The 25,156-nt window shown below is 44.9% G+C and carries 17 protein-coding genes; 10 read left to right on the top strand and 7 right to left on the bottom strand.

Translation table 11 applies throughout. The features are described 5' to 3' along the window. The first annotated feature begins 148 nt into the window (after positions 1-148). The 3 genes from IE164_RS14080 to IE164_RS14070 are packed head-to-tail and all read left to right on the top strand — an operon-like array spanning position 149 to position 2,075. Complete coding sequence (locus IE164_RS14080) at positions 149-889, top strand: YHYH protein (RefSeq protein WP_189630893.1); 741 nt, start codon at positions 149-151, stop codon at positions 887-889. Next, entirely contained in the window at positions 890-1,468 is a 579-nt protein-coding gene (locus IE164_RS14075; protein WP_189630892.1) for a toxin-antitoxin system YwqK family antitoxin, read from the top strand. Next, the gene (locus IE164_RS14070; protein WP_189630891.1) at positions 1,434-2,075 is read left to right on the top strand and encodes an SCO family protein; all 642 of its coding nucleotides are present in this window, start codon (positions 1,434-1,436) and stop codon (positions 2,073-2,075) included. Before IE164_RS14075 ends, IE164_RS14070 begins: the two co-directional genes overlap by 35 nt. Here the strand turns inward: IE164_RS14070 and IE164_RS14065 are convergent. The 4 genes from IE164_RS14065 to IE164_RS14050 all read right to left on the bottom strand — a co-directional run bounded on the left by IE164_RS14065 (position 2,067) and on the right by IE164_RS14050 (position 12,631). Then, positions 2,067-2,516, bottom strand: a complete 450-nt coding sequence (locus tag IE164_RS14065) for a hypothetical protein (RefSeq protein ID WP_189630890.1) — start codon at positions 2,514-2,516, stop codon at positions 2,067-2,069. The two genes, IE164_RS14070 and IE164_RS14065, sit on opposite strands and share 9 nt — an antisense overlap. Positions 2,517-2,643: 127 nt before the next feature. Continuing rightward, on the bottom strand, positions 2,644-11,289 hold the full coding sequence (locus tag IE164_RS14060; protein WP_189630889.1) for a TLD domain-containing protein: 8,646 nt from the start codon (positions 11,287-11,289) through the stop codon (positions 2,644-2,646). Positions 11,290-11,293: 4 nt separating this feature from the next. Further along, on the bottom strand, positions 11,294-11,785 hold the full coding sequence (locus tag IE164_RS14055; RefSeq protein ID WP_189630888.1) for a hypothetical protein: 492 nt from the start codon (positions 11,783-11,785) through the stop codon (positions 11,294-11,296). Between the two features lie 168 nt (positions 11,786-11,953). Then, positions 11,954-12,631, bottom strand: a complete 678-nt coding sequence (locus tag IE164_RS14050) for a LytR/AlgR family response regulator transcription factor (protein ID WP_189630887.1) — start codon at positions 12,629-12,631, stop codon at positions 11,954-11,956. Between the two features lie 84 nt (positions 12,632-12,715). On the opposite strand from IE164_RS14050, the gene IE164_RS14045 reads away from it, so the two are divergent. After that, positions 12,716-14,593, top strand: coding sequence for a sensor histidine kinase (locus tag IE164_RS14045; RefSeq protein ID WP_189630886.1), 1,878 nt, complete (start codon positions 12,716-12,718; stop codon positions 14,591-14,593). On the opposite strand, the gene IE164_RS14040 is transcribed toward IE164_RS14045, so the two are convergent. Then, positions 14,590-17,820: a S41 family peptidase gene (locus tag IE164_RS14040; protein ID WP_189630885.1), complete on the bottom strand. Its 3,231-nt coding sequence runs from the start codon at positions 17,818-17,820 to the stop codon at positions 14,590-14,592. The two genes, IE164_RS14045 and IE164_RS14040, sit on opposite strands and share 4 nt — an antisense overlap. 132 nt (positions 17,821-17,952) lie before the next feature. Between IE164_RS14040 and IE164_RS14035 the strand changes: the two genes are divergently transcribed. From IE164_RS14035 to IE164_RS14025, 3 genes are all read left to right on the top strand, one after another. After that, complete coding sequence (locus IE164_RS14035) at positions 17,953-18,540, top strand: LOG family protein (RefSeq protein WP_189630884.1); 588 nt, start codon at positions 17,953-17,955, stop codon at positions 18,538-18,540. A gap of 116 nt (positions 18,541-18,656) precedes the next feature. Then, entirely contained in the window at positions 18,657-21,113 is a 2,457-nt protein-coding gene (locus tag IE164_RS14030) for a hybrid sensor histidine kinase/response regulator (protein WP_189630883.1), read from the top strand. After that, on the top strand, positions 21,110-21,499 hold the full coding sequence (locus IE164_RS14025) for a RidA family protein (protein ID WP_189630882.1): 390 nt from the start codon (positions 21,110-21,112) through the stop codon (positions 21,497-21,499). Before IE164_RS14030 ends, IE164_RS14025 begins: the two co-directional genes overlap by 4 nt. Here IE164_RS14025 and IE164_RS14020 read toward each other — a convergent pair. Then, a complete protein-coding gene (locus IE164_RS14020) occupies positions 21,486-22,133 on the bottom strand; it encodes an NUDIX hydrolase (protein WP_229838698.1) in 648 nt (215 codons plus the stop codon). The two genes, IE164_RS14025 and IE164_RS14020, sit on opposite strands and share 14 nt — an antisense overlap. An 89-nt stretch (positions 22,134-22,222) precedes the next feature. Between IE164_RS14020 and IE164_RS14015 the strand changes: the two genes are divergently transcribed. The 3 genes from IE164_RS14015 to IE164_RS14005 all read left to right on the top strand — a co-directional run bounded on the left by IE164_RS14015 (position 22,223) and on the right by IE164_RS14005 (position 24,638). Further along, entirely contained in the window at positions 22,223-22,882 is a 660-nt protein-coding gene (locus IE164_RS14015) for a DUF4159 domain-containing protein (RefSeq protein ID WP_189630881.1), read from the top strand. Positions 22,883-22,964: 82 nt separating this feature from the next. Continuing rightward, on the top strand, positions 22,965-23,345 hold the full coding sequence (locus IE164_RS14010) for a BlaI/MecI/CopY family transcriptional regulator (RefSeq protein WP_189630880.1): 381 nt from the start codon (positions 22,965-22,967) through the stop codon (positions 23,343-23,345). Continuing rightward, positions 23,346-24,638 carry a M56 family metallopeptidase gene (locus IE164_RS14005; protein WP_189630879.1) on the top strand — a complete coding sequence of 431 codons (1,293 nt, stop codon included), beginning with the start codon at positions 23,346-23,348 and terminating at the stop codon, positions 24,636-24,638. Here IE164_RS14005 and IE164_RS14000 read toward each other — a convergent pair. After that, complete coding sequence (locus tag IE164_RS14000; RefSeq protein ID WP_189630878.1) at positions 24,635-25,120, bottom strand: hypothetical protein; 486 nt, start codon at positions 25,118-25,120, stop codon at positions 24,635-24,637. The two genes, IE164_RS14005 and IE164_RS14000, sit on opposite strands and share 4 nt — an antisense overlap. Between the last annotated feature and the right edge of the window lie 36 nt (positions 25,121-25,156).

Here is a 25,156-nt window from a genome sequence, read left to right as displayed (position 1 = left end):
TTCAAAGTTAAGAGGAGTATCTGAAGCACAAGCTATCTCCCCTGAACCAACAGGTTCACCCTCAGTTTTTAAAAAGTGACAGAAATTTAAGGTTCATCCGCAAGTTATCTACCGGGCTGGCATCTAAGAAGCAAAACCATAATTAACCATGAAACAAAAGACACTACTTTTTTCAACTCTTCTACTTGCACTGTCTTGCTCCGACTCTGGCGATGGTAATGCGCCTCAAGATGAGGTTACGGATGTACCGGCTGTTTATCAACGCTTTACAGATAACGTAACGCTTTATGTTGAAGGAGAATTTTTAGTCATTGAAACAGACGACATCCCCAACCACCCCAGCCCATACTTTAGTCAGACAGACTCGCGATACGAAGCATACAATGGCAGCAACAGCAATTTCCATAGAAACCCTAATACCATAGCCGAGCAAAACATTACCCTGCGAATTCCTCTCAACCCTACTCCCGCCACCCAAAACGAAGCCACGCCTTTGGGTGCTATAGGCATTAGCCTGAATGGGGTTGTTTTTTTCAATCAGTATGCAGGCCCCAATAATCAGCCTTTAACCAATGAAATCGATTCTTTTGATCAGTATCTGGGACACCCGGCCAACTCGGGCAACTACCATTACCACCAAGAACCTCTTTACCTAACCACAAACAATGGGTCTGATGCTCTTCTGGGTTGGTTACTGGACGGGTATCCGGTGTATGGCCCGGTAGAAAACGGTAGTCGGGTGAATAATGGGCAATTGGACGAATTTCATGGGCATAGCCATGCTACAACTGACTATCCGGAGGGTATTTATCATTATCACATCACCGATGCCGACCCTTATATTAATGGCAGTGGTTTTTATGGTGTTGCAGGAACGGTGACCAACTAAATGAAACGACTGAGTCCTTATAGCATCTTGTTTATTCTTGTCCTGGTGGTTATAGTGACTGCAGCAAGAATACCTCACCACACCATTGATGCCAATGAGCTGAAAAGGCAGGGGGGCCTTTTTTACCATAAGGATAAACCTTACACAGGCAGGGCCATAGAGTATTACCCAAGAGGCGAAATAAAGGCTGTTCGGCACTACGCAAATGGCAAGCGCCAGGGCAGACAAAGGGGCTATTATGAAAGCGGGCAGTTGGCTTATAAACGCTATTACATGCAAAATCGGAAAAGTGGCCTGCACTTGGGCTGGTGGCCCAATGGTCAGCAAAAGTTCATGTACTCCTTTAGAGATGGTATAGCGGAAGGCATTAGCAAAGAATGGTCTGAGTCAGGCACTTTGTTAAGGGCTATGACTTACCAAAAAGGCAAAGAGGATGGCCCACAAAAAATGTGGAATGAAGACGGAAGCATTCGCGCCAACTATGTGGTAAAAAACGGCCGCAGATATGGCCTAATAGGACTAAAGAACTGTAAATCTGTAAGCAATGAAATTGAAGGTTTTACTGCCATTGATTATTAGTGTAGGTCTCACTGCCTGCCATAGCCCAAAAAAAACTGAGGGCTTGCCGTTTTTTAATTCGGCCAGCTTTAGCCCTGAATGGATTTCTAGCAATGACGGAGCCTTTGGTCAAATCCATACTATTGCCCCGTTTCAGTTTATCGATCAGAATGGGGTTCTGTTTGGAAGCGAACAATTGAAAGGAACTCCTTATGTGGCTGACTTCTTCTTTACCTTGTGTCCAAGCATTTGTCCTAAAATGACCAGCAACCTGGCAGAAATTCAAAATAGCTTTGAAGCCAGCGAAGTGCAACTGGTTTCTTTTAGCGTAATGCCCTGGGCCGATTCGGTGACGGTGCTACGAGACTACGCTGAAGCTCGTGCAATTGATGACAAGCAATGGCATTTACTCACCGGAGACACAGACGCCATTTATACTCTGGCTCGAAAATCTTTCTTTGCTGAAAAAGAAATGGGGCTGAACAAAAACTCAAATGAATTTTTGCATACCGAAAACTTCATTCTGGTAGATGGTAGCGGAAGAATTCGAGGGGTATATAACGGTACGCTGAGCCTGGAGATGAAACGACTAAAGGAGGATTTACAGATTCTCCTGACTTCAGGCTAACAATTCGGCACACCATTTTATAGCCTCGGCTGACCATACCACCAATATTCCCAACCTCGATTTTATTTTCTTAAAACTTTTAAGAAAGAGCACACCGAATCCTAACAGGTAGAGCATTCCGAAAATATATTTGGGAATCATCTCATCGAAGCCAAGCACCTCGGAAACCGTAATGAGTACTATTACAACAGCTGTACCAATGAGAAAGGCTTTGTGGTAGTTTTTCAGGTTTAACGAATTGGCCGACTCCACAGAAGCTAACACTGAGCAAAAAGCAAATACATAGGTACCAAAAGGGCCTATACCCATTATGGGATCGAGATAGATAATGCTAGACAAGGCGAGCATTACTGTGACCATTTTGGTTAGTGGTTTTCGGGCAAAACGCACTAAAATAAGTCCGGCCAAGGCACAGACTAAAGTTAAGGTTGAAGAAATCATACGGCTCTGTAAAGGTAGTAATTATTAACCACCAATATCCTGATAAACAATCGATTAAAGATTAAAATAAAGTAGCCCCAATGTTACCATCGGGGCTCTTTTTCACCTAAACACTGTAGTATGACAGTTACTTCTCAACCATCAACTTCAGATTTCTTACCTGACCGGCCGTCACCAGTCTTACTATATACATTCCACTTGGCAGTTGCCCGGCATCGTAGCCTACTTCTACCTCCGTATTGGCTTCGAGTTCACCGGAGAATACTTCTTCCAGTTCTATGCCAGAAGTAGAAAGCAGCGCCATACGGGCCGAACCACTTACGTTGCTGGAAATTTTAAACGTTGTAACGCCTCTGGTCGGGTTAGGATAACTTTCCAGTTTGAGTTCCGGCACAAATAGCTCTTCTTGAGCCGGCTCACCCAGCGTAAACTCACTGGCTGTCATTATATTTCCGGAGTCACAAGCTCCCAGAGTAGCGCCTCTTCTTATCATGTCTTGCACCTTGTTGCGCTTAACCACTAGCTTTCTGCCTTTGTAGCACATTTCTATGTACTTACCCAGGTTAGAAATATCAATCACTTCTACATTGATTTGGCCATATCCTATATTGCCTGCCTTATCTTTGGCGGCTACAGCCACCTGATTCATTCCGGCATCGGCCACACCAAATCGTTTCTTGTCGAAGTAGATTTTGTATACACCACAGTTGTCAGACACCAAAGGCTCCACGTCCTTTTCTTTCAGATACTCTGTGTGTTCTTTGGTATATACCTTCCGTCCTTTTCTGTACTCCTCATTGTACACTACAATTGTGGCAGGCTCTGAAGAGAACACGGGCGCGAGATCATCTACTATAGTGATGTAGGCCATGGTACTGGAAGAATTACCGGCAGCATCAGTAACAGTAAGGGTTACCTTATGTCCTTTCTTCTTTGTGCCTTTCTTATGGCCCCAGGCATATCCGTTGCCCGGATCATTGTCGTCATCATCATCGCCATAGTTATGGCCTTTACCTTTTTTGTTCTTATGACTGTCGCCTTCAGTAGCTTCGTAATAGTAGGTTCCTTTGCCCACATCGTCACAGCTAAAGGTGTCTCTGTCTATACTAAAGGTAAGCGGACAATCTGTATTATCGGTACTGCCTCCATCGAGCAAGGCCGGATCTACCACCACGGTGCCATCGGCTCCTAAACCAACGGTTATGTTTTGCGACACAGCCACCGGAGCTATATAATCGTTTATAGTAACTGTTATTGGAACTGTGGTAGTGTTACCACTTTGATCTGTGACAGAAACGTTGACCGTGTTGGTGCCCAACTGCAGGCAGGTAAAGTCTGATACATCTACTGCCGTTGAGGCAATGCTACAATTGTCGCTGGTGTATACTGTTCCGTCAGGAACCGGCACCAGACCACAGTTGGCTATATCGAAGTTGAAATCACCACGTTGCTTTTCGCCTTTGAGATTGGTATAGTTAATCCATCCCGACATGCCATAATCAGCATCTTTGTCGTTGGCCCCATCTCCAAGCTGGAATCCGAATTTATCGTTTCCATTTTCAAGAGGCATCACCTCTCCGGTATTTCTTCCTTGCCCTACCAACTGGCCAGAAAGAAGTTCAAAGTAGGTCCAATCTTTGTACTTATCCCACACAGTCCACCAGTCGCCTTTGAATGTTTTGCCCATGGCTCTCCACTCCTGCCAGTTATATCCCTGGCTCAGGTTTAGAGTTACTTCCCATTGGTCGGTAGCATCGTTCAGGTTTTGCAATACTCCTGTTACAGTGGCTGTACCATCGAGTTGTCTGGTAAGCACTCCTGCCGAAGTAAATGTGAATCGAGCGTCTTTTACTTTTGGTTTCCCTCCATCGTCATCATCACTATCTCCACCTTTGTCATCGTCATCATCGCCCTTGTCGTCATCGTCATCATCACTACCGTTTTTACCTTTCCACTTCTTCTTCCATTTGTTCCAGGAGCTTGAGTGCGAAGCCTGTCCATTGAGCACATTATCGGTATTAATACCCACAATTGGTGCATTGCCGGCATTGCCCGGAACATACTTTTTAAGGAACATACCGTGGTCTGTGGCATCGGTTACGTCACACTCGGTAGGTCTTTCGATATCATCTTCTGAATAGATGAGTACGTCTTCGGCAGTAAAGCTGGCCTGACCGTTTTCATCCAATTCCAGGGCTATATCATTGGCATTTACCGTTGGTGCTATGTTGTCAATCACTGTGACAATAGCTATTCCGGTATTGACATTGCCATTTACATCGGTTGCAGTGAGGGTCACATTGTTTTGCCCCAGGTCTTCACAACCAAAACCAGACGTATCGATAGTAAGCGAGGCAATTCCACAGTTATCGAAGGTACCTCCATCAACATCGGCCACCACAATAGAGGCTGCTCCCTGCTCATCGAGGAACACATCAATGTGTTGCGGAACAACGGTAGGCAGAATGTTATCTATTACTGTTATGATAGCTTGAGCGGTGGTGGTGTTTCCGGAGGCATCGGTGGCTGTAAGGCTCACAGTGTTTTCTCCTACATTGCTACAGTCAAAGCTTAGCTTATCAAGGCTCAGGGTAAATGAGCAGTTGTCGAAACTTCCGTTGTCTACTCCTTCTGGAGTAATACCGGCTTCTCCATTTTCATCTAGATAAACTGTTAGATTCTGAGTAAACACTGTTGGAGCAATTACGTCTACCACGCTAACGGTGGCCGTGGCAGTACTCATGTTGCCGTTAGTATCGGTAACGGTGAGTGTAACCGTGTTGCTTCCCACATTGGAGCAGTCGAAGCTTGTTTTATCGAGCGTCATTGTAGCAATACCACAGGCATCACTCGAACCATTATCTATGAGCGCAGTAGTTATTGAAGCCGTACCGTTGGCATCGAGCTCCACTGTGACGTCTTGAGTAATTACCACCGGAGCAATATTATCTTCTACTATTACAGTAGCAGTAGCGGTGCTTGCATTGCCATTTACATCGGTAACGGTAAGGGTAACCGTATTGGCCCCAACATTGGAACAATCGAAATTGGTTTTATCAAGGGCCAACGTAGCAATACCACAAGCATCGGCAGAACCATTATCAATTTGCTGAGGGGTAATGGTGGCCACACCCTGACTGTTTAACTGAACGGTTATGTCATTGACCTGTACAATCGGGTTGGTAACGTCTCTCACCTCAACCAGCGTTTGGCCTCTGTTTACATCCATATTACCATTCACATCATAGGCTCTTGTAGTAACCACCAGGGTTCCTACATCGGCACACGTAAAGGTAGACTGGCTGATTTCCAGTCGATCGATACCACAATTATCATTACTTCCCAGGTCTAAATCGGCCGGTGTAATGCTGGCATTTCCGTTTTCGTCAAGTTCTACCAAGAGGTAATCTCTCACCACAACTTCCGGCTCAGCTGCATCTACTATGGTAAGTATGGCCTGCTGAATGTTTTGGTTTCCGCTCTCATCTGTTGAGGTCACGGTGATGATGTTATCGCCAATATTGGAACAGTCGAAACTACTCTTGTCGATGGTCACCACTACCGGTCCTCCACAATCGTCATTAGACGAGTTGTACATGGTTTGCGGTGTAATGTTTACCTCTCCGTTTTCATCGAGGCCAAAGGTTCTATTAATCACATTCAGGTATGGCATAGTTACGTCTCTTACCGTAACCACCGCTGTGGTTGAGGTGGAATTACCGTTCACATCGGTTACTGTAAGAGTTACCGTATTTTGTCCAAGATCCTGACAAGTGAAGAATTCTTTGTCTAGAGACAGGCTCTGTATACCACAGGCATCACTTGAGCCCGCATTCACTTGTTGTGGAGTAATAAGAGCTCCTCCATTGGCAAGGTCTACCGTAAGGTCTTGCGCAAGTGCTATCGGAGCAACCGCATCGTTTAGTTCGAAGGTAATGGTGCCAGTGGCGGCCGACTGAATATCGCAGTCTCCTGCATTACCGCCATATTCTACCACATATCCGGCAATAGCTGTTCCTACATTGTTCGGGTAATCGTTCCATCTTCCATCTGAAAGGAAGTGAGCCACATCTTCACCATTCACAAAGAATCCTCCGGCTCTGTAATCGTTTGGTTCTCCTCCGGCCCAGTTATGATAGGCTCCGTTTACCGGCCCGGTAGATCTACGGTAGAACAAGGTACCGGCTTCAGGGCCGGTCACCCAACGCCACTCTCCTTCCACTTGCGAGTCGTTGGCGCCAATCCAGCCCTGACCTTGCAGTTTAGATTTGGCAAAGTCATTTTCGGCTGCACTGGTAATGGTTACCAGGTATCCTTGCTGACCGTTGTAAGTTCTGGCCTCAGCGGCCACCTTAGCATCGGACCATGTGATGCCCGGAGCTGTTACAAACTCATAGAAGTGTCCGTTACCAGAGAACACAACCGTACCATCATCTCTCTTCACAATATACTCGGCTGTGGCCGTGTGGTTGGTAGACTGACCGGGAGTATATGTAAAGGTGCCATTGCCATTGTCTACTATACTTCCGCTGCTGGGCTGCCCCACAAAGTCTACCTTAAGTGTTTCTCCATAAGGGTCAGAATCATTACCTAACAAATCGGCTACGGTAAACGTAATCGGCTGACATGAATCCAGTGTAAAGTTGTCTTCTTCGGCAATTATTGGCAACACATCGAGCACGGTTACCGTAACATCACGTTGGGTAACTCTACCATTCACGTCAGTGACTGTTACCGTAACTGTATTGTCTCCAACTTCTGTACAATCGAAAGACAAATCGGTTGCTGTTTGACTGGCTATGCCACAATTATCTGTAGCCGAAGTAAGTATATCCGAAAGTTGAATACTTCCGAAGCCATTCTGATCGAGCTGTACGGTAGCGTTTTGAACCGTAATAGTCGGGGCTATTTCATCGGCAACAAATACATTGGCTGTTCCTGAAGCCTGACTTCCTAAAGTAGAAGTAGCTGTAAGTGTCACTGTATTGTTCCCCACATTGGAGCAATCGAATGAGCTAACATCTAACGATAGCCCTGATAGTCCTACCACCGAGCTTGACCCATTGTCTACATCTTCGGGGGCAATGGTCACTTGTCCGCTGGCATCGAGGAATACGGTAATATTTCTAGTAATGACCACCGGCACAGGGTCTATAACTGTCACCTGAACATCGACTGTGGTGGCATTTCCACCCGGGTCTGTACCGGTAAGCTGCACAGTAACCGGGCTATTCGAAGCATCATTGGCTCCAAAGGTATCCTGACTCAGGGTATAGGTAACCGGGTTACAGTTATCAGATCCGCTGTCTAGTACATCTTGAGGTGAAATGGAAACGGTACCTGAAGAAGTTAACGTCACTGAAATATTTTTACCCACCACATTGGGAGCAGTTTGGTCTATACCCAATTCGCACTCACAGGTTGCTGAGGCACTGGCGCTGGTTCCTACTCCTTGCCCACCATTGGCCGAAAGTGGAACTCCATTAGAGTCTACCGAACCGGAAAGTGTTCCATCGGCATTAATGGCATCTAGCCCTAAACCAAGACCTCCTTCTACAGAGTCGGCACAACCATCACCGTCAGAATCCAGGTCCAGGTTATTGGTAATTCCATCTAGATCGAAGTCGCAAAGGGAGAAGAAGTCTGCCCCAAAAGCAAAGTTCACATATGTCTCGTCATTGAGGTAGTCGAAGTTGAGTTCATTAAAGGTTCCGTTAAAACGGATAACTACGTTGCCTTCTTTACCCGTAACCGTTCTGGCCTGGGCGTTATAAGAGGTGGTGTTGCTTTCAATCCAAAGAATATCAAAGTCATCTTCGAACTGTATAGTTACGGTAGGGCCTCCTCCAATAGAAGCAAAGACGAGAACCGGGTTGGTCATGGGTTCATCGAAGGTCAGTGTATTCTGAGAGGCATAATCGTTTCGAATAGAAGTTTGGTTTGGTATTTCTAATTCGCTCGGAAACTTCTGGTGGCCAAACAAATTGCCTGTAAGTCTGAAGTTTACATTGGAGGTATAGGTATAACCAATACCGTTTATGGTACCCCTGGCCGATCGGCCAACGGTTGGTCCATGGCCTGAACTCCATGTAGGGGCATTGGACCAGTGGAATACTGATGAAGAACACTCTACGGTGTCGAGTATTCCGTCATTGTCATCATCCAGGTCACAACTGTTTGGAATACCATCCAAATCTGTATCTAGCCCACCATTGATGGTCACATTTGCTGTTGTACTGGCTTGCTCCCCGTTTGTATCGGTAGCGGTCAGGATTACAGCAGTGGTTGTGCCATTATCGGCACAAGAGAAGGTATAGGTTTGATCTAAAGTCAGGGTTACGGGCCCGGCAAGGGTAGAGAAACTTCCGTTATCCACATGAGATGGTTGCAGATTAAAGGTACCGTCATCTCCGAGTGCCACCGTAATGTCCTGAGCTATGGCTACGGGAGGTGCGCTGTTGTTTACCGGAACAGGCGATCCGTTTATGGTAATATTGGCATCTCTTAGGTTGTTTCCTACAGCGCAATCATCGAACTGAACAATGACAATTCTGTTCAATTCTCCGGGCACTGCCAAATCGCTGTAATCTTGACTGAAATTGGTTCCTCCATACAGCTCTCCTCTATACGTGCCATTGGGGTACGCGGAGTTAAAGATGTAGGCTCTTACTCCGTCATCTACCTGGCCAAAAGTAACGGTGAGTTCATTCACCTGAATATCGGCCGGTATATCTACAAAGGTTTCAAAGTAGGTAAAGTCAAGTGCTGTGCCACATGGGTACCCCCCAAGTTTTGAGGAGTTGCCACTCCCAAAGAGAATATTTCCTGAACCATCGAGCGGAGCTACCTGCCATGAGAGGTCACTTGTGGGGGGAATATTAGCGTACTGATAGGCATTGGGGTCTCCCCTGAACCCTTGAGAGATTCCTGAAACTATATCGTCAGACTCATCGGAGATTCTCCAGGGAGTAATGGTTATGGGCTCTCCCACTTCCACAGTTCTGGTTACGACAGCAGACTCATTGCCTGAGCCATCAATGGCCTTATAACTGAGTGTATAAGAACCGGGGGTGTTGGTATCGACCGAACCGCTAACTTCAACTTCGGCAGAACAATTGTCGGAAGCTGTTGCTCCCGGGTCGTTGAATGTTTCGCCAGTCGCTATAAACACCGATGAGGCTCCATTGAGTTGAATGGTTGGCGCAATATTGTCTTCTACAGTTACTGAAAAGGTTTGTGTTCTGTAGTTACCCAACGGGTCGGTAGCTGTAAGGGTTACGGCATTGCTTCCTCCCCCTCCTTCATACGCATTGCCATTGGCAATTTTAATACCTACGGGGTTGTTGCTCAACTGATCAATCCACATTACCTCTCCATCGAAGGCCATGCTGTACGGATTTCTTCCTGTATAAATGGAGGTGATATAGTTGCCATCCATATCTAACTGGTGCAGGTATTGATAGTTGTTTGGGAAGTCTGACCATCCGTTAGCTCTACCTCCAATATAGATGTATCCGTTGGCTACGGCCATTGTTCCCCAGGTATAGATAGTACCGGGAAGGTTAATGTTTCTTATAAATTGTCCGGTCTGTTTGTTGAGCACTCGAATCACGTTTTCCCACACGCCATAGGCATAGACATAATCAGCATCTGTAGTTACACAGGAGGCTGTTCTACCCATATTGTATGTCCATACCGTAGAGGTGCCGGATCGTCTTGTAATGGTATTATAACTCCAGTTGGCAGTATAGTAATCTTCACTGTTCAGATCCATCCAAAGTTGCATCATCTGAGTCTGGCCAGAATTAAAGGTGCCTAACAAGTTACCGCTTGGATTGAGCCTGTAAACCGTACTATTAGACCATCCCGGATACCAAAACTCATTGGTATGAGGGTTGTACCCTCCACCATGTGAGTATACATTTCTGGAGACAAAGCCTAAGCTTTCCATGTTAATGGCGCTGGAGTTTCCACCCAGATTATCGCAATTGAATGTATTCACATCGATGGAAAGAGTTACCGGTCCATCAGGGTCAGTTGTTCCATTGTCAATGTCTTCAGCACTAATGGTAGCTTGTCCATTCTCGTCTAGCTGAACCACTATATCCTGCCCTTGTATGATGGGGCCGGAGCTATTGAATTCAACCTTGTACACTTCAATTTCGGTAATTAACCCACTTGAAAAGCTATAATATGTGCTGGAAGTATTAATACCGGTAAGTGCTTTTAGTGCAGTTGAAGACCTGTAGCCACTTCCGTCTACAGAGTTATAGCTATGCACATTGAAGTAACCACCATCCATGGTGCTGTTAATAAAAATATCGTGCCCTCCGCCAAAAGTCGGACCATAAGAGCTGGAAGTATAGATGCTGTACTGCGGGTAATAGGTACTCGCCCGTTGGTTGGTAGTCAGGTTGAAGAGAAAAGCATCTTGATTGTGCCGGTAGCCACCGGACGAACTAGACCATGATTCTGGAGAGTAGCCTCCAAAAACGGTTCCATTGTTCAGTTTAAAAATCACCAGAGTAGGCCCCTGACCGTCTACCCTGTTGTGGAAAACAGTCGAGTTGGCCCCATCACGAGATCTTCTGTAGAGCAGTGTACCGGAGGGTGCTATACCCAGGTCGTCCAGCCAACCTCTGAGTACTGCATTATCGTCTGAGTCAGACATGACAGAACCCGGAAGAATTGGGAAGGTAGTTTGTCCATTAACGTATAAAGCCGATGAGCAAATCATCAGCAGAATTAGATTCAGTTGTATAATTCTTTTCATGGCCTTAGTTGTTAATGGTCAGTTCAAATGCTTTGATGTAATCCGAAAAAGCCACGGGATAGTCATCGTCCTTTTGCTGATTCAGGATTATCCTGGGTGCTTCGTCACATTTATCGAGAAGGGTTGTGCCCGGTGCCAGACTCAATGAATGCAGTTCATTACTGCTGTTTTTAGTCACTTTAGAAAAAGTTACCGATCTGTTGGAGCTGTTGGAGTTGACAAACTTCAGCTTCAGTGTCTGATGGCCAAACCCGATGGTTGCGGCCTGAAGCGGATCAGGAACCGACTGGCTCTGACAAGCCTCTGGCTGATAAAACACTTTTACCCCGTCACTTTCTTTGAGCAGGGTCCAGTTGTCTTCTTGAGCTTGGGTGGAAATGGAGATGAGCATAAGAGAAAAAATGCCCAATACACCTCGTAAAAAATAAGTAAAGCGATGATCCGATGCCTGTGTGCAAGCACGGTTCGCCCTCCTTAGTGATAAGGGAGAGTTCATATACTACATGTTTTGGTTGCGATGAATTACATCTGAAGTAGAGACAGAAGGGCCACTACGAGTGCTCAGGCGAAGCAAGAATAAATCTAGCCTATATTATTGTGTAGAAAGGATTTGTTGTTGTGAACTACCGATGTTTGTATGTGAACTACATTGTCGAGAAAGGAGCTATTGATTGAAACGTGTAAATATTTCGGCCTTTTTCGATCGGCCGATAGGAATCTTTTCTCCCTTCAATTCCAGATGATCACTCCCTACTCCGTCCACCATTCCCATATTTACTATGTACGATCGATGAACTCTTAAAAAGGTCTCTTCCGGAAGTAATTCATTAATCTCAGATAGACCAATACGGTGTACATACTTTTTTTGCTCAGTCTTTATTTCAGTATACACGTTGTCGGCCTTTAACCACATAATGTCCTGATGCCTAATCTTAATAAGGTTATAGCCATCTTTTAGCTTCAAGAAGTTTCCTTTACTCTTGGCCAGTTTTATGCGGGCAATGTTGAGGGTTTTATGTACCTCCTCTTCGGTAAAAGGTTTGAGTATGTAAGCAACCGGGTCGAAGCGCATGGCGCTTTCAATGGTTTTGGTATCGGAGTATGAGGTAAGGTATATAAACGGAACACCCCTCTGCTGGCACATACCAGCCAAATCTATACCACTCTTTTCGGAATCCAGGTTGATATCGAGAAATACCAAATCGGGCTTGTAGTCTTCCAGATGCTTCGCGAAGTCGTCATTGCCGGAGAAAAGCACATTTACCTCGTGCCCTTTCTTTTCCAGAATGCTCCGAAGATATTCAGCTATGATAATCTCATCCTCTACAAGAGTGATGCTCATGCCAGCAGCCATTACAGTGTTTTGGTTGATAGAAGTAAATATAATTTCTTTTTTTACATTTCAGTCTGCCAGCACATTTGCCCTATGAAAGCCCATAATAAGAGAAAAATTACCACCTACTTAAACTTTAAAAAGTTCTATTTAATACTTCCCTCTATTTTCACACTCACTACACTAACATCATCTATATCAACGAATTACAATTCAAACACTCAAGAGGAGTCACTGAGAAAAGAAATAATTGAAAGTAATACTGAAACTGAAAAAACTCTAAAAAATCTGGAGAGGGCTATTGAGCTCACTGACTACGGCAACTACAAAGAAGCCTCGAATTATTATCAGATACTAGATACTTCTGCGGTGATTCAATCGAATGATTCACTGCGAATGGTCATGTTGGAATCGCGGTCTTTTATGAATAAAGTGCTGCAGCGATTTAGCAAGTCGCTGGAAGACCTGTTGGCCATGCTCGATTACTACACCAAGCAAAACGACATGAACAACATAGCAAAAACGGAGACTCTCCTTGCCGAGTTTTACAGAGCCAGAAACCTGAAAGAGCTGGCGTTTAAACACCTCGGTTATGCCGAAGAAATTATTGCTCAGGGAGGTGTAGACCCTTGCAATATTGCCTATTGGTTTAGCCGAAGGGCTGCCTGCGAAACACAGTTTCAGCCCAATACAGACAATATTGTTTTCTTCTGTAACAAGGCTCTTGAAATTAGCAACACAGAATGCTCAAGCTACACCGAAGCACTGATTTACAATGAGTTAGGATTTACTTACGGTCATACGGAATTTGACAATGAAGAAAAGGTTATCTCCTATTATAAGAAGGCACTGGAAATACTGGAAGAAAGCAACCGCATGCGCGATGTAGCTACGGTAATTCACAATCTAACCACCTACTATGCCCGAAGAGGCTATTTTGACAAAGCATTGGAAGAAGCAGCTCCCATTATTGAACTGGCCGAAACCAATAACTGGCATGGTGTATTGGAAGATTTATACCTTCTTAAAATGACCATTCTCTATGGGTTTGGGCGTTACAAAGAGGCTTATGACTTATCGCGAAAATCGTATCTCTCCAAAGTTCAACTAATGAACGACCAATATGCCATAGATGTAGAAGAGCTACAGGCCGTTCACGACAAAGAGCTGGCCGAAAAGGCCCTTAAAGAGGCACAAATTAAGGCCGAGGCCAACGAAAGGGCACTAGCATACACCGTGGTGAGTAGTGTTCTTTTAGGAGCTTCTACCCTCACTGTGGTGCTGCTTTTTTTACGGGTACGAAGAAAAAACCAACAGCTCAACTTACAACAGGCGGCTATTGAAAGTACCAACGAACAGCTATCTCATTCGCTGGAAGAGAAAGAGTTGCTTTACAGGGAACTCAACCATAGGGTAAAAAACAACTTGATGGTTCTCTCGGGCCTCATTTACCTGCAGCAAGAAGAAGACCCTGACGGAAACAATGAGTTATACACGGCTTTAAGAAATCGTATTCAAACCATGGCCATTGTCCATGAAAAGCTGTATGGCATTAATAGCTCTAAGAATATTAATTTTCAGGACTACCTGGAAGAGTTGGTCCCTCTGGTGTTTAATAGCTTAAAGAAAGGCAATGGCCACATGCCGTTTACCATTCGGTGCAAGGCACTTTTTCTACCCATAGACAAGGCCATACCTTTGGCTCTCATTTTTAATGAACTCATCACTAACTCCATAAAACACTCTACTCCACAGTCCTTAGAAAAGGGCATTGTTATTCAGTGTAGAAAGGAAAACAACCTAACCATTATTGAATACTCCGATTTTGGCCCTGGCATTAAAGGAAGTGGCCAAAGTGGGGCCACAGGAAGTATGGGAATGCGTATTATTAAGCTCATGGTCATGCAGTTGAAAGCCACTCTAAAGCGGCTCCCAACGCATGAAGGTCTTTCTTTCGAAATCAGGTTTTAGTTTCCTTTTTTAAGAGGTCTTTTCCAGCGAACCGGAGCCGGTGGCTCGGGCTTCAGGATTACACCCTCTGTTTCTAAGAGCCTAAGAGCTTCTTTTACTGCGGCTTCCAGCTGCGGGTCTTTTCCGTCAATAACCAATTTAGGCAGTTGTTCCACATAAATATCAGGAGCTACTCCTACTCCCTCTACATCCCACTCTCCCTCAGTATTGTAGAAACCTCCGCGGGGAGCTACCATACGTCCGTTGTCAATGAACCGTGGTGTATCCCAGGTGCCAACCAGCCCACCCCAGGTTCGGGTACCCACCAGCGGGCCTATCTTCATTTGGCGGAACATAAAGGGCAGTAAATCTCCACCCGATCCAGCCCTCTCATTGATAATCATAACCTTTGGTCCCCAAATACCAGCTCCGGGCGATGGGAAGGGGGTGTTACCCTCTACCCTGCTATTGAAATAGCCATGCAACTCACGAGCCATTACATCTACCATATAGTCGGCTGCGGAACCTCCACCATTGTTCCGTTCGTCAATTACAGCCCCTTTCTTGTGTTGTTGAGCAAAGTAATATCTGTTAAAATATGTATAACCAGGATTACTGGTATTGGGTACATATACATAGGCCAACTTGCCTCCCGATAGTTCATCAACCAGCCTTCTGTTGCCCTCAATCCAGTCGAACTGGCGCAGGCCATTTTCATTGCTTATAGCCTGTACCAAAACTGTGCGAGCTCCATCTTTTGTGGGCTTATCATTTACCAGCAAAGTCAACTGCCGGTTGGCAAGTCCTTCAAAGTAACTGAAGAAGTTCTGTTTCAAAGAAACATCCTGACCATTGACCTGTAAAATATAGTCTCCCTCCTTAATCTCTATACCGGGCATTGCTAACGGAGCTGTCAGGTTAGGGTTCCAGCTTTCACCGGTATATATTTTTTCAATTTTAAAGCCATGTCGATCGCGCACTATATCGGCTCCTAAAAGTCCAACCCTGTCACTGGTTAGGTCAGGATAGTCTCCACCCGACACATAAGAGTGACCCACGGCAATTTCTCCGCTTATAATGTCAACTATGTAGTTAAGGTCAGAACGATGCCTCACATGCTCTACCCAAGGGGCGTACCACTTCCATACATCGTCCCAGGGAGCACCGTGGGTATTGTCTACATAAAGAAAGTCGCGCATAAATCTCCAACCCTCTTTCAGGATTTGCCGGGCTTCTTCCGTAGGGTCTATCTTTATGCGTATACCCGATATATCAAGTCGTCCATCACCCACTTTCTTTTCCCCTCCTTTGGTAGAAACTATGCCCCAGGTGCTTCCACTTCTATAGAGCAAGTTTTCTCTATCGGCCGAAACCACCCCCTGGGAAATTCCGGATAAGAAGGTAATGGCCTTTTGTTCAGTAAGGCTGTAGCGCTGTAACCTGTTTCCCTGCTGGGGAACAGACTCTATATAAAAGAAGTAGCCTTCCGGACCGGGCAACAATTCGGTGTAGTTTCTTGCCGGAACATCTACCGCTACAATGCGACTGGCAATTCCGTCAAGGTCAATTTTCACTTCTACCTTCTCCTTGGCTTCTTTTTTATCGCTATCACCCTCCGGCTCTTCGTCACTTTTGGGCAAGAAGGGAGATTTACCTTCTTTTTGAAGTACCATCAGGTAAGGCGTATAACTCAACGGTACGTTGTAGGAGCTCATATCGAGCCAACCGCTATTAAGGCCATAGTCTGTTGAAGCCAGAAAATAGAGGAATTTACCACTTGCATCCCACACAGGCGATATGGCATCGGCCATGGCATCGGTGAGCAAGTGTGTTTTTCCGGTAGGCACATGATACACTTTCACCGCTTTAAACTGGTTAGGCTGAAGCTGCACATAAGCAATCCATTGACTATCTGGCGACCATTCCGGGTTCATGGAGCGATTGGGGTGAGCAAACAAGTCGGTGTCAATTTTTCTCGCCTCACCGGTTTCCACATCCACATACCACATATTATAATCTGTATCGGTATAGGCTATGTACTGACCATTGGGCGACCATTGAGGCTTAAAATAAAAGGTAGGGTTTGGCAGGCTTATGAGCTTGGGGCTTTGCAACCCTTTCTGATCTGAAATCATTAACTGATACTCTCCCGACTGATCGGTAAACCAGGCCACCTTGTCTCCCTTGGGCGACCATACCGGAGACCGATCGGCATACAAACTCGTATTGGTCAGGTTTCTCCAGGTACCCTCTTCTTTGGGTACCGTAATAATATCGCCCCTGAACTCAAAGATAGCCCGCTGACCTGTGGGTGATATTTGAGCATTTTGAAGGTCGAAAGCACTCGCTTCTACCCATCGGGGACGTCCCCAATTCATATCTCCGGCCACATGAATTTCGAGTGCCTTCGTGGTTCCGGTAGCCGGATTGAGTAAATGAAGTCTCCCACCTTGTTCATAAACAATTCGGTTGCCACCGGCATCCAGGTTTTTCACATCGAAATCGGTATGAAAGGTCAGTTGCTTTTCTTCTCCCGTCTTGGGGTTGAATTTCCAAATGTTGTTGGCAAAGTCTCTTTCGGATAGGTAATAGACTTCTCCGTTTAACCATACAGGGCTGGTGTGTCTTTCGCTATCCGGTTGCGGAGTCATTTTAAGGTCATAGTTCTTTAGGTCAACAATCCATATAGGCTTGGCCTGCCCTCCGCGGTGATTTCTCCACTCAGGATCCCAAAAAGAAATCTGTTGGTAAGCAATCCACCGGCCATCAGCCGATATTTCTCCATCTACTGCTCTGGGTATGGGCAATTCACGCGGGTGGCCACCCTCCGGTGAAACGGCAAAAAACTTAGATTCCTTAGTCGGATGCCCCTTTCTGCCAGAAGTAAAAAGCACCTCTCCTTCTGGGGTCCACCCTGTTACGTTATCAGCCGAAGGGTGCCATGTCAGGCGTTTGGGCTCTCCCCCCTGTGCAGGAATTACGTAGACATCCTGATTGCCATCGTACTGCCCTGAAAAGGCAATTAGTTTACCATCGGGAGAAAAGTGAGGGTTAGTTTCTCCTCCAATATTGGAGGTAAGCCTGCTGGCCTGGCCACCATCCATACCAACAATCCATAAGTCGTTGGCATAAACAAATGCAATATGCGTATCGGATATGGTGGGTTCTCGGAGCAGCATAGTCCCCTGAGCCCGGGCCTGATCAAAAACCAACCATACCAAACAAAAGGTAAGCACTAATCTTTTCATAGTTTCTTGGATTGAATGTTTGGTTAAAATATGAAAAATAGATTGTCAATCATTGTCGAATCATTCCAACGGATGTATCATTTTTTTAGACATTTTCCATACATTGTACCCCGCAAATTGGAATTGTAGAAGATGCAAAAAATCAAGAAGGTTTGTGTGTATTGCGCTTCGAGCGAAAAAATTGACACGAAGTATTTCGAGGCTACCAAAGTGGTGGCCAAAGCCTTGGTGAAAAACAACACTACAGTGGTGTATGGCGGTGGTGCCCGGGGGCTTATGGGTCAATTGGCCGATACTATTCTGGAAGAAAAAGGCAGAGTAATTGGTATTATGCCTCATTTTATGAAAGAGGTAGAGTTTCATCACAAAGATGTGAATGAGTTTATTTTTACTGCCGATATGCACGAGCGCAAAAAACAGTTTATGGTTGGTGTAGATGCACTCATTACCTTACCCGGAGGTTGTGGAACCTTTGAGGAACTCATGGAGGCCATAACCCTAAAACGCCTGGGCATTTTTACAAAACCAATAGTCATTCTCAACCTGGACGGGTACTACGACCCCTTGCTTAACATGCTTAACAAGGCTATTGAGGAAGGTTTTATGGGAGAAAGACATAGAGAAATCTGGACTGAATTTACAGACCCGGCTAAAGTGCTGGAAGCTATTCAAAGCAGCGCACCCTGGTCGAACGATGCAATTAAATTTGCGCAAGCATAATTTGTGCAATTGCTTCATCTTAAAATTCATAATTGTAATTTGCAGGCCAGAAAGAATCTAGCACTTTACTAGATCTATTGATGAGGTTAGTCAAATTACTGTACTTAATTACATTCATGCTACTATGGGGGGCTTCAACCCCTTTAATAGGCGAGCCGGCTTTTTTCAATAACCTCCACATTTTTAATGAGCACAAAAGCCAGACACTGGATCCACAGCGTATTTTGGTCTACACCGATGAAACCAATAGCCTGGATATTGACGATATCCGAAACATGGCCCCCGAAGACTTTCTGGAAAGCAGTTTTATTACACGCTTTAATAAAGAAGGTACTTACTGGCTGTATTATCAGGTGCAAAACCGATCGAACGAACGGTTGAGTCACTTACTGCGAGGGGGAAGCAACCCTTTCGAAACCTATTACATTCTCATAGACAGTGTAATGACTGAGCAGCGAACGGGCTATAAGTTTGCTGCCAAAAGCAGAAGTATACCACAAGGTTATACCACCAAGGTACTGTTGGACATTCCCCCGCAAAAAACTGCTCATGTGTATGTGAAAGTGCAGAGTGCCGATAACATGCCCATAGACCTTAGGGCCAGCCTTGAGCCTTATTTGGAATGGACCAGGAAGAAAGAAAGCATTAACCTTTTCGAAGGGATGTTTAGCGGATTGTTGCTGGTAATCATGCTCATCTCCTGCTTTCTTTTTGGCTACACCAAGCAAAACGTCTTCATCTACTTTGCCTTCTATGCCCTGCTCAATTTTATCTATTTTCTGCAGGTGTATGGTATTATAGAAATTTGGTTTCACCCGGAAACGCCAGACCCACTACCCATTTTGTGGGTGCTACCTATACTGAGCGCAGCAGCCTATTTTATGTTTGCTAAAGAGTTTCTCGAACTCCGAAAAACACACCCGCAATGGAACAACACCCTCATATGGGTGAGCCGGACTGCTTCCCTGGCCTTTATTTTGGTGTGCGTCTATTTTTGGATAACCAGAGACATTCACAACAGCGTTGAGATAATGATCTACGCCATGATAGTGTTGGCCGTTTTTGGCATTGTGTTCCTCATTGCCATTAACAGAAAGTCTACACTCATTATCAGGTACTTTACTCTTGGCACTTTTCTTATGTTATTAGGAGTGCTTATTTCGGCCATTTCTCGAGCAACCGGTATCTCTAACGATGTGCCGGTTTATGTTCAGGCAGGGCTAATTGTAGAACTCATTGCTTTCTCGCTGGGCATAAGTCATAAACTGAAACGCGATTACGAAAACCATGAAATAACTCAGCGGTCGCTTATTTTACAATTAAAGAACAACGAACGCCTACAACTCAACATCAACCAGGAACTCACCGAATTGGTAGCTGCCCGAACTCAGGTAATCAAAAAACAAAACAAGGCACTGGAAATTGCTCGCGAAGAGGCAGAAAGAGCCACTAAGGCTAAGTCGGAATTTCTTTCTGTAATGAGCCATGAAATTAGAACCCCGCTCAATGCCATTATCAGCCTGAGCCACATCATGGAAATGGATAATGAAGATGCAGAAATGCAGGAATACATCGATGCACTGAAATTTTCTGCCGAAGGCTTGCATTCACTCATCAACGATGTGCTCGATTATAATAAGATTGAAGCCAACAAACTGGTGTTGGAGTCTATTGAGTTCTCCATAATAGACCTACTACGCAACATTCGCGATAGCTTTAAATACAAAGCGAGAAGCCAGGGAATAGACTTACTCGTAGAAATTGGTGAGCATATGCCGGACAGGGTGATTGGCGACCCTACACGCCTTACTCAAATCTTTAACAACCTTATTGGTAATGCCATCAAATTCACGCATGAGGGGCACGTACACATTAAAGCCAGCCTGGAAGGCCTGAAAGACGATGTGGCCACCGTAAACTTTGAGGTTAATGATACGGGTATTGGAATACCCAAAGACAAGCTGAAAACGATCTTCGAAGAATATGAACAGGCTGGTAATGAAACCACAAGACAGTATGGCGGTACAGGTTTAGGACTTTCCATTACTCAAAAATTGCTTCGCCTCATGCAAAGCGAAATACGTATTGAATCGGCCGAAGAAGAAGGCACCCAGCTCTCCTTTAGTGTGTCTTTTAAAATCAATCAGGCTTTTGACATGGTCAATCTTCAGGATCAAACCCGCGACAAAGACCTGAAACAAAAGAAGGTTTTGGTAGTGGATGATAACGACATGAACAGGCTGGTACTTAAAAGGCTGTTGGTTAACTGGAACGCCCAGTTTGAGGAGGCCAGCGATGGACAAATAGCCGTAGAGAAGTGTAAGCAAAACGAGTACGACCTGGTGCTAATGGACATAGAAATGAAACCTCTTTCGGGTTTTGCTGCGGCCGAGCTTATCCGAAAGATTGAGATTAAGAACAGCGCCACCCCACTCATTGCCATGAGTGGCTACCTTACTTCAGAGTTTGAAGAAGAGTTCTCCAATTCGCCCTTTCTTACTCTTGTACAAAAACCATTCGAACCCAACGAGTTGTACCGAAAGATTTTAAAACACATTGTAAATAAGTCATGAGTAAAAGAACAAACTACAGCAGTGGAAGCCCCTGGGAAGACGTTGTAGGCTACTCCAGAGCTGTGCGGGTGGGCAACGTAGTTGAAGTTACCGGCACTGTAGCCGATGACAAAGGCGAATTGGTTGGCGGAAACGATCCTTACTTACAAGCCAAATTTGCCCTGCAAAAGATACGAGGTGTTTTAGAACAAGCCGGTGCCCGTATGGAAGACGTGGTGCGTACGCGCATGTTTGTTACCGATATTACACAATGGGAAGCCATCGGAAGGGCACATCAGGAAGCATTCGGCCATATAAAACCCTGCACCACCATGGTTCAGGTTTCACGGTTTATTGATGACAAGTACCTGGTTGAAATAGAAGCCACAGCCATTATTTCCGAATAAGCTGCTCCATTATCGCGGCTAGCTCACTAAGCATCATAGCCGTGGCACCCCATACCACCTCGCCATGCACATCATAGTAGGGAGAATGAATGGTGAATGGTGGGAATTTCATGGTTTTAACTTTCCGCTGTTCCTCGTTGTACAGTACATCCAGCGACATGGGCAACACGCGCGCCACCTCTATGGGATCAGGAATGAAGTTTGGTTTTTCGTATACAACCCCAATGGTTGGCAAAACTTTAAAGTTACTGGCAATAATAAACAACTCAGACAAGTGCCCCAGTACTTCAATTGCCGATTGCGGAATACCAATTTCCTCTTCTGTTTCTCGGAGTGCCGTGTGCGTTAGGTCTATGTCCATAGGTTCCCAGGCTCCACCCGGAAAACTTACCTGGCCGCTATGGGTGCCATTATATACCGGCCTTTTCATTAAAGGAACATGAATTCTTCCTTCATCAGGGTACAGAAGCACCATTACTCCACCCTTTCTGGGTGGCCTTTCCGGATTTTCATTAAAGCGTCTTTCGTCTATGGGCCGCGGGGCCATTTCTACTTGCGCCTTTTTGCCCGGCAGAGGTTCGGCCAACCGCAGTTTCAATTGCTCCACAAAACTTTCAAAACCTTTACGGGTCACTTCCTAAACTATTACTGGTTTTTGATGCTGTAAAATAATAAACTGTACCTCTAATTAATCGTTCCAAGTAAAGACAACTCCAAAAATTCATGCAAAAGACAATTGGTCTTCTTTTTATCCTTCTATTGAGTGTTAATGCCTATGGGCAATCAGAGCCACTCAAAATAGCAAAACTTCAATATGGAGGTGGTGGCGACTGGTATGCCAATAAAACGGCTCTGCCCAATTTGGCCAAATTTTGTAATGAACAACTGGGTACCAACATCGATGAGCGCGATGCGGTGGTGCAAGTTGGCAGCCCCGAACTCTTCGACTATTCATTTGTATATATGACCGGGCATGGCAATGTAGTTTTTAGTGCTTCAGAAGCCGAAAACCTCCGAAAATACCTTACCTCGGGGGGCTTTCTCCATATTGATGATAATTATGGTCTTAATGCCTACATCAGACTAGAGATGAAAAAGGTATTTCCAGAGCTTGAATTTGTGGAACTACCACACGACCACCCGGTGTATAAGCAAAAGTATGAGTTTCCGCAGGGGCTACCCAAAATTCACGAGCACGATAACAAACCCGCCCAGGGCTTTGGCTTGATTTATGAGGGCAAACTGGTGTGCTTCTATTCCTATGAGTCGGATTTAGGCAATGGCTGGGAAGACCAACGGATTCATAACGACCCGGAAGAAGTAAGAAGAAAAGCCCTGCAAATGGGAGCCAATCTTATAGCTTATGCCTTTACTCAACTCTGAAAAAAATAAACTAACCTATTAGTTTGAAAACTACCCGGATAGTTGTATAATTGATCATTATGTATGTAACAATGTTTGCGATATGAAGGAATTAACTAAGGCTGAAGAGCAAGTGATGCAGATACTGTGGGAAATAGAACAAGGCTTTGTAAAAGACGTTTTGGCCAAAATGCCTGAACCCAAGCCCGCATACAACACGGTATCTACCATAATAAGAATATTAGAAAAGAAAGGATTTGTAGGATACAAAGCTTACGGAAAAACCCATGAGTACTTTCCTATAGTAGACAAGAAGTCTTATAGTAACTTCTACTTAAAGAACTTTTTAGGAGGCTACTTTGGAGGATCGTTCCAAAAATTGGTGTCCTTCTTTGCCAAAGAAAATGAAATGGATATTCAAGACTTTGAGTCTTTGATGAAGCACGTAAAAAGTGATTTGGACACTGAAGAGCAAGAACAATAAATGAAAAAGCACCCAACAGTAGAACTATTGGAATCGCTCAATGAAGGAGTGATCTACCTGATTGAATCAGCCACTTGTCTGGCTATTCTCTATCTGCTATATCATTTCTTTTTCAGAAACGATAAAAGCTTTCAATACAACCGGTTCTATCTGTTGGCTGCCCTATTCTTGTCAGTGTCTTTCCCTCTCATGGAATTTTCTTACGACCCTGCAACCACTCCGGGGTTCTTCAATTCCATTCATCAGTTTGGCAACGGAGTAGGTAGCGAACCAATCATTGAAGCCGAAAAGGCCTACTCCTATACAATTACGGCCCAATCGGAAAGGCCCTTCTTACTATGGTGGGAAGCACTGCTTATGCTCTATGTTACAGGCGTTGTATACGGCTTGCTGAAACTCTTTATTCAAATACGTTCTTTCAAAGAGGTAATTTGGTATAAACGACACAACACTCGATTCAAAGACAACTATTTTCTGGTGAGCACCGATGGCACTATGCCCACCTTCTCTTTCTTCAATTACCTTTTCTGGGACAATTCTCAGGAGCATAGCGAGGAGCAAAAAGAGCAAATAATCGCTCACGAAAGAGCTCATATTGACCAAAAACACTCCTTTGACATCATATTCATTGAGGTATTAAAGATTATTTTTTGGTTCAACCCGCTTGTGTATCTGTACAAGCAACTGCTAGAGGAAGTTCATGAGTATGCGGCAGACCATGCTGTGGTAAGCAAAACCGGTCATAGCCAGTACGCGCACTTGCTGGTTTCTACGGTGTTCAATAAAATGGGACTTAAATACGGTAGTTACTTCGGTAAAAATAAAACCCTCAAGCGGTTAGACATGATGAAGAAAGTAGCCCGAACCAACTACATGAAACTGCTCATCCCCGTACCAGTGATGGCCTTGTTGTTCTTTATTTTCTCTTTTGAGGCACTTCCTGTAGAACAGGTAAATGTAAAAAACTACACCATAGAACCATTAGCCAATAGCATGCAGGAAGTTCCTATGCCCGAAATTGGCATTGAAAACTGGAAGCAGATGCTGGAAGAAAGCATTGAGTATCCTGAAGCAGCCAAGGTAGCCAACACTGAAGGAGAAGTTTTAGTATCGTTTGAGGTAAACCAATTGGGTGCTATTCAAAACCTTAAATTCCACAACCGCCTGGGCTTCGATACTGAAAAAGCTATTATTAATGCGCTCCAGCGCTCCAGCCGATGGAAACCCGCTAAAGCCAACGGCAATGCCGTTACTTCAGTGATCAAACTGCCAATTGAGTTTAAAAAGTCTTAGTGGTACTTTCTTCGGAATATTTCTGAAGCAACAAAGGCCTTCTTTACATCGTCCAGGTTTTCAAACATAGTAGCATAAGAAGACTCAGTTTGTTCCTCTTCTTCCTCTAACTCATATCCTTTTAGATGATCGCTGGTTTTTGATCGTATGCGCTGAACCTCTAATTCAGCTTCCCTCTTCCTTTGAGCAGACTTTTCCTGGGCAATTTCATAAACCGAACGCCTGCTTTGCGAAGTGTTTTCTACAACCACGGGCTTTACCGGCTCAACTATTGGTTCAGGATCTTTCTGAGGCTGCTGGCCTGTAAACTCGGCCAATAATTCCTCGAAAGTAGGTCTTCGCTTATTCGATTCCCTGGGCTCATAGACCTCTTGCTCACCTCTTTGGTTTGAACGCTTCTTCTTGTTTTTACTGCCCGACTGAACAATAAAATAGATTACCGCCAAAACAATGTAAAGTAAGGTACCGAAGTCGAAATCCATGCCAATAGCAAAGCTAGCAAATTGGGGCAAATATGC

The sequence above is a fragment of the Roseivirga thermotolerans genome, assembly GCF_014653175.1.
Taxonomy (GTDB): domain Bacteria; phylum Bacteroidota; class Bacteroidia; order Cytophagales; family Cyclobacteriaceae; genus Roseivirga; species Roseivirga thermotolerans.
This window is presented reverse-complemented; position numbering and strand designations above follow the sequence as displayed.

Excerpts from the sequence above, each read along its gene's own strand:
- IE164_RS14055 (WP_189630888.1), bottom strand. The coding sequence starts at position 11,785 with ATGAACTCTCCCTTATCACTAAGGAGGGCGAACCGTGCTTGCACACAG.
- IE164_RS14060 (WP_189630889.1), bottom strand. The coding sequence starts at position 11,289 with ATGAAAAGAATTATACAACTGAATCTAATTCTGCTGATGATTTGCTCA.
- IE164_RS14005 (WP_189630879.1), top strand. The coding sequence starts at position 23,346 with ATGAAAAAGCACCCAACAGTAGAACTATTGGAATCGCTCAATGAAGGA.
- IE164_RS14080 (WP_189630893.1), top strand. The coding sequence starts at position 149 with ATGAAACAAAAGACACTACTTTTTTCAACTCTTCTACTTGCACTGTCT.
- IE164_RS14075 (WP_189630892.1), top strand. The coding sequence starts at position 890 with ATGAAACGACTGAGTCCTTATAGCATCTTGTTTATTCTTGTCCTGGTG.
- IE164_RS14040 (WP_189630885.1), bottom strand. The coding sequence starts at position 17,820 with ATGAAAAGATTAGTGCTTACCTTTTGTTTGGTATGGTTGGTTTTTGAT.
- IE164_RS14015 (WP_189630881.1), top strand. The coding sequence starts at position 22,223 with ATGCAAAAGACAATTGGTCTTCTTTTTATCCTTCTATTGAGTGTTAAT.
- IE164_RS14035 (WP_189630884.1), top strand. The coding sequence starts at position 17,953 with ATGCAAAAAATCAAGAAGGTTTGTGTGTATTGCGCTTCGAGCGAAAAA.
- IE164_RS14070 (WP_189630891.1), top strand. The coding sequence starts at position 1,434 with ATGAAATTGAAGGTTTTACTGCCATTGATTATTAGTGTAGGTCTCACT.
- IE164_RS14025 (WP_189630882.1), top strand. The coding sequence starts at position 21,110 with ATGAGTAAAAGAACAAACTACAGCAGTGGAAGCCCCTGGGAAGACGTT.
- IE164_RS14065 (WP_189630890.1), bottom strand. The coding sequence starts at position 2,516 with ATGATTTCTTCAACCTTAACTTTAGTCTGTGCCTTGGCCGGACTTATT.
- IE164_RS14030 (WP_189630883.1), top strand. The coding sequence starts at position 18,657 with ATGCTACTATGGGGGGCTTCAACCCCTTTAATAGGCGAGCCGGCTTTT.
- IE164_RS14045 (WP_189630886.1), top strand. The coding sequence starts at position 12,716 with ATGAAAGCCCATAATAAGAGAAAAATTACCACCTACTTAAACTTTAAA.
- IE164_RS14050 (WP_189630887.1), bottom strand. The coding sequence starts at position 12,631 with ATGAGCATCACTCTTGTAGAGGATGAGATTATCATAGCTGAATATCTT.
- IE164_RS14000 (WP_189630878.1), bottom strand. The coding sequence starts at position 25,120 with ATGGATTTCGACTTCGGTACCTTACTTTACATTGTTTTGGCGGTAATC.
- IE164_RS14010 (WP_189630880.1), top strand. The coding sequence starts at position 22,965 with ATGAAGGAATTAACTAAGGCTGAAGAGCAAGTGATGCAGATACTGTGG.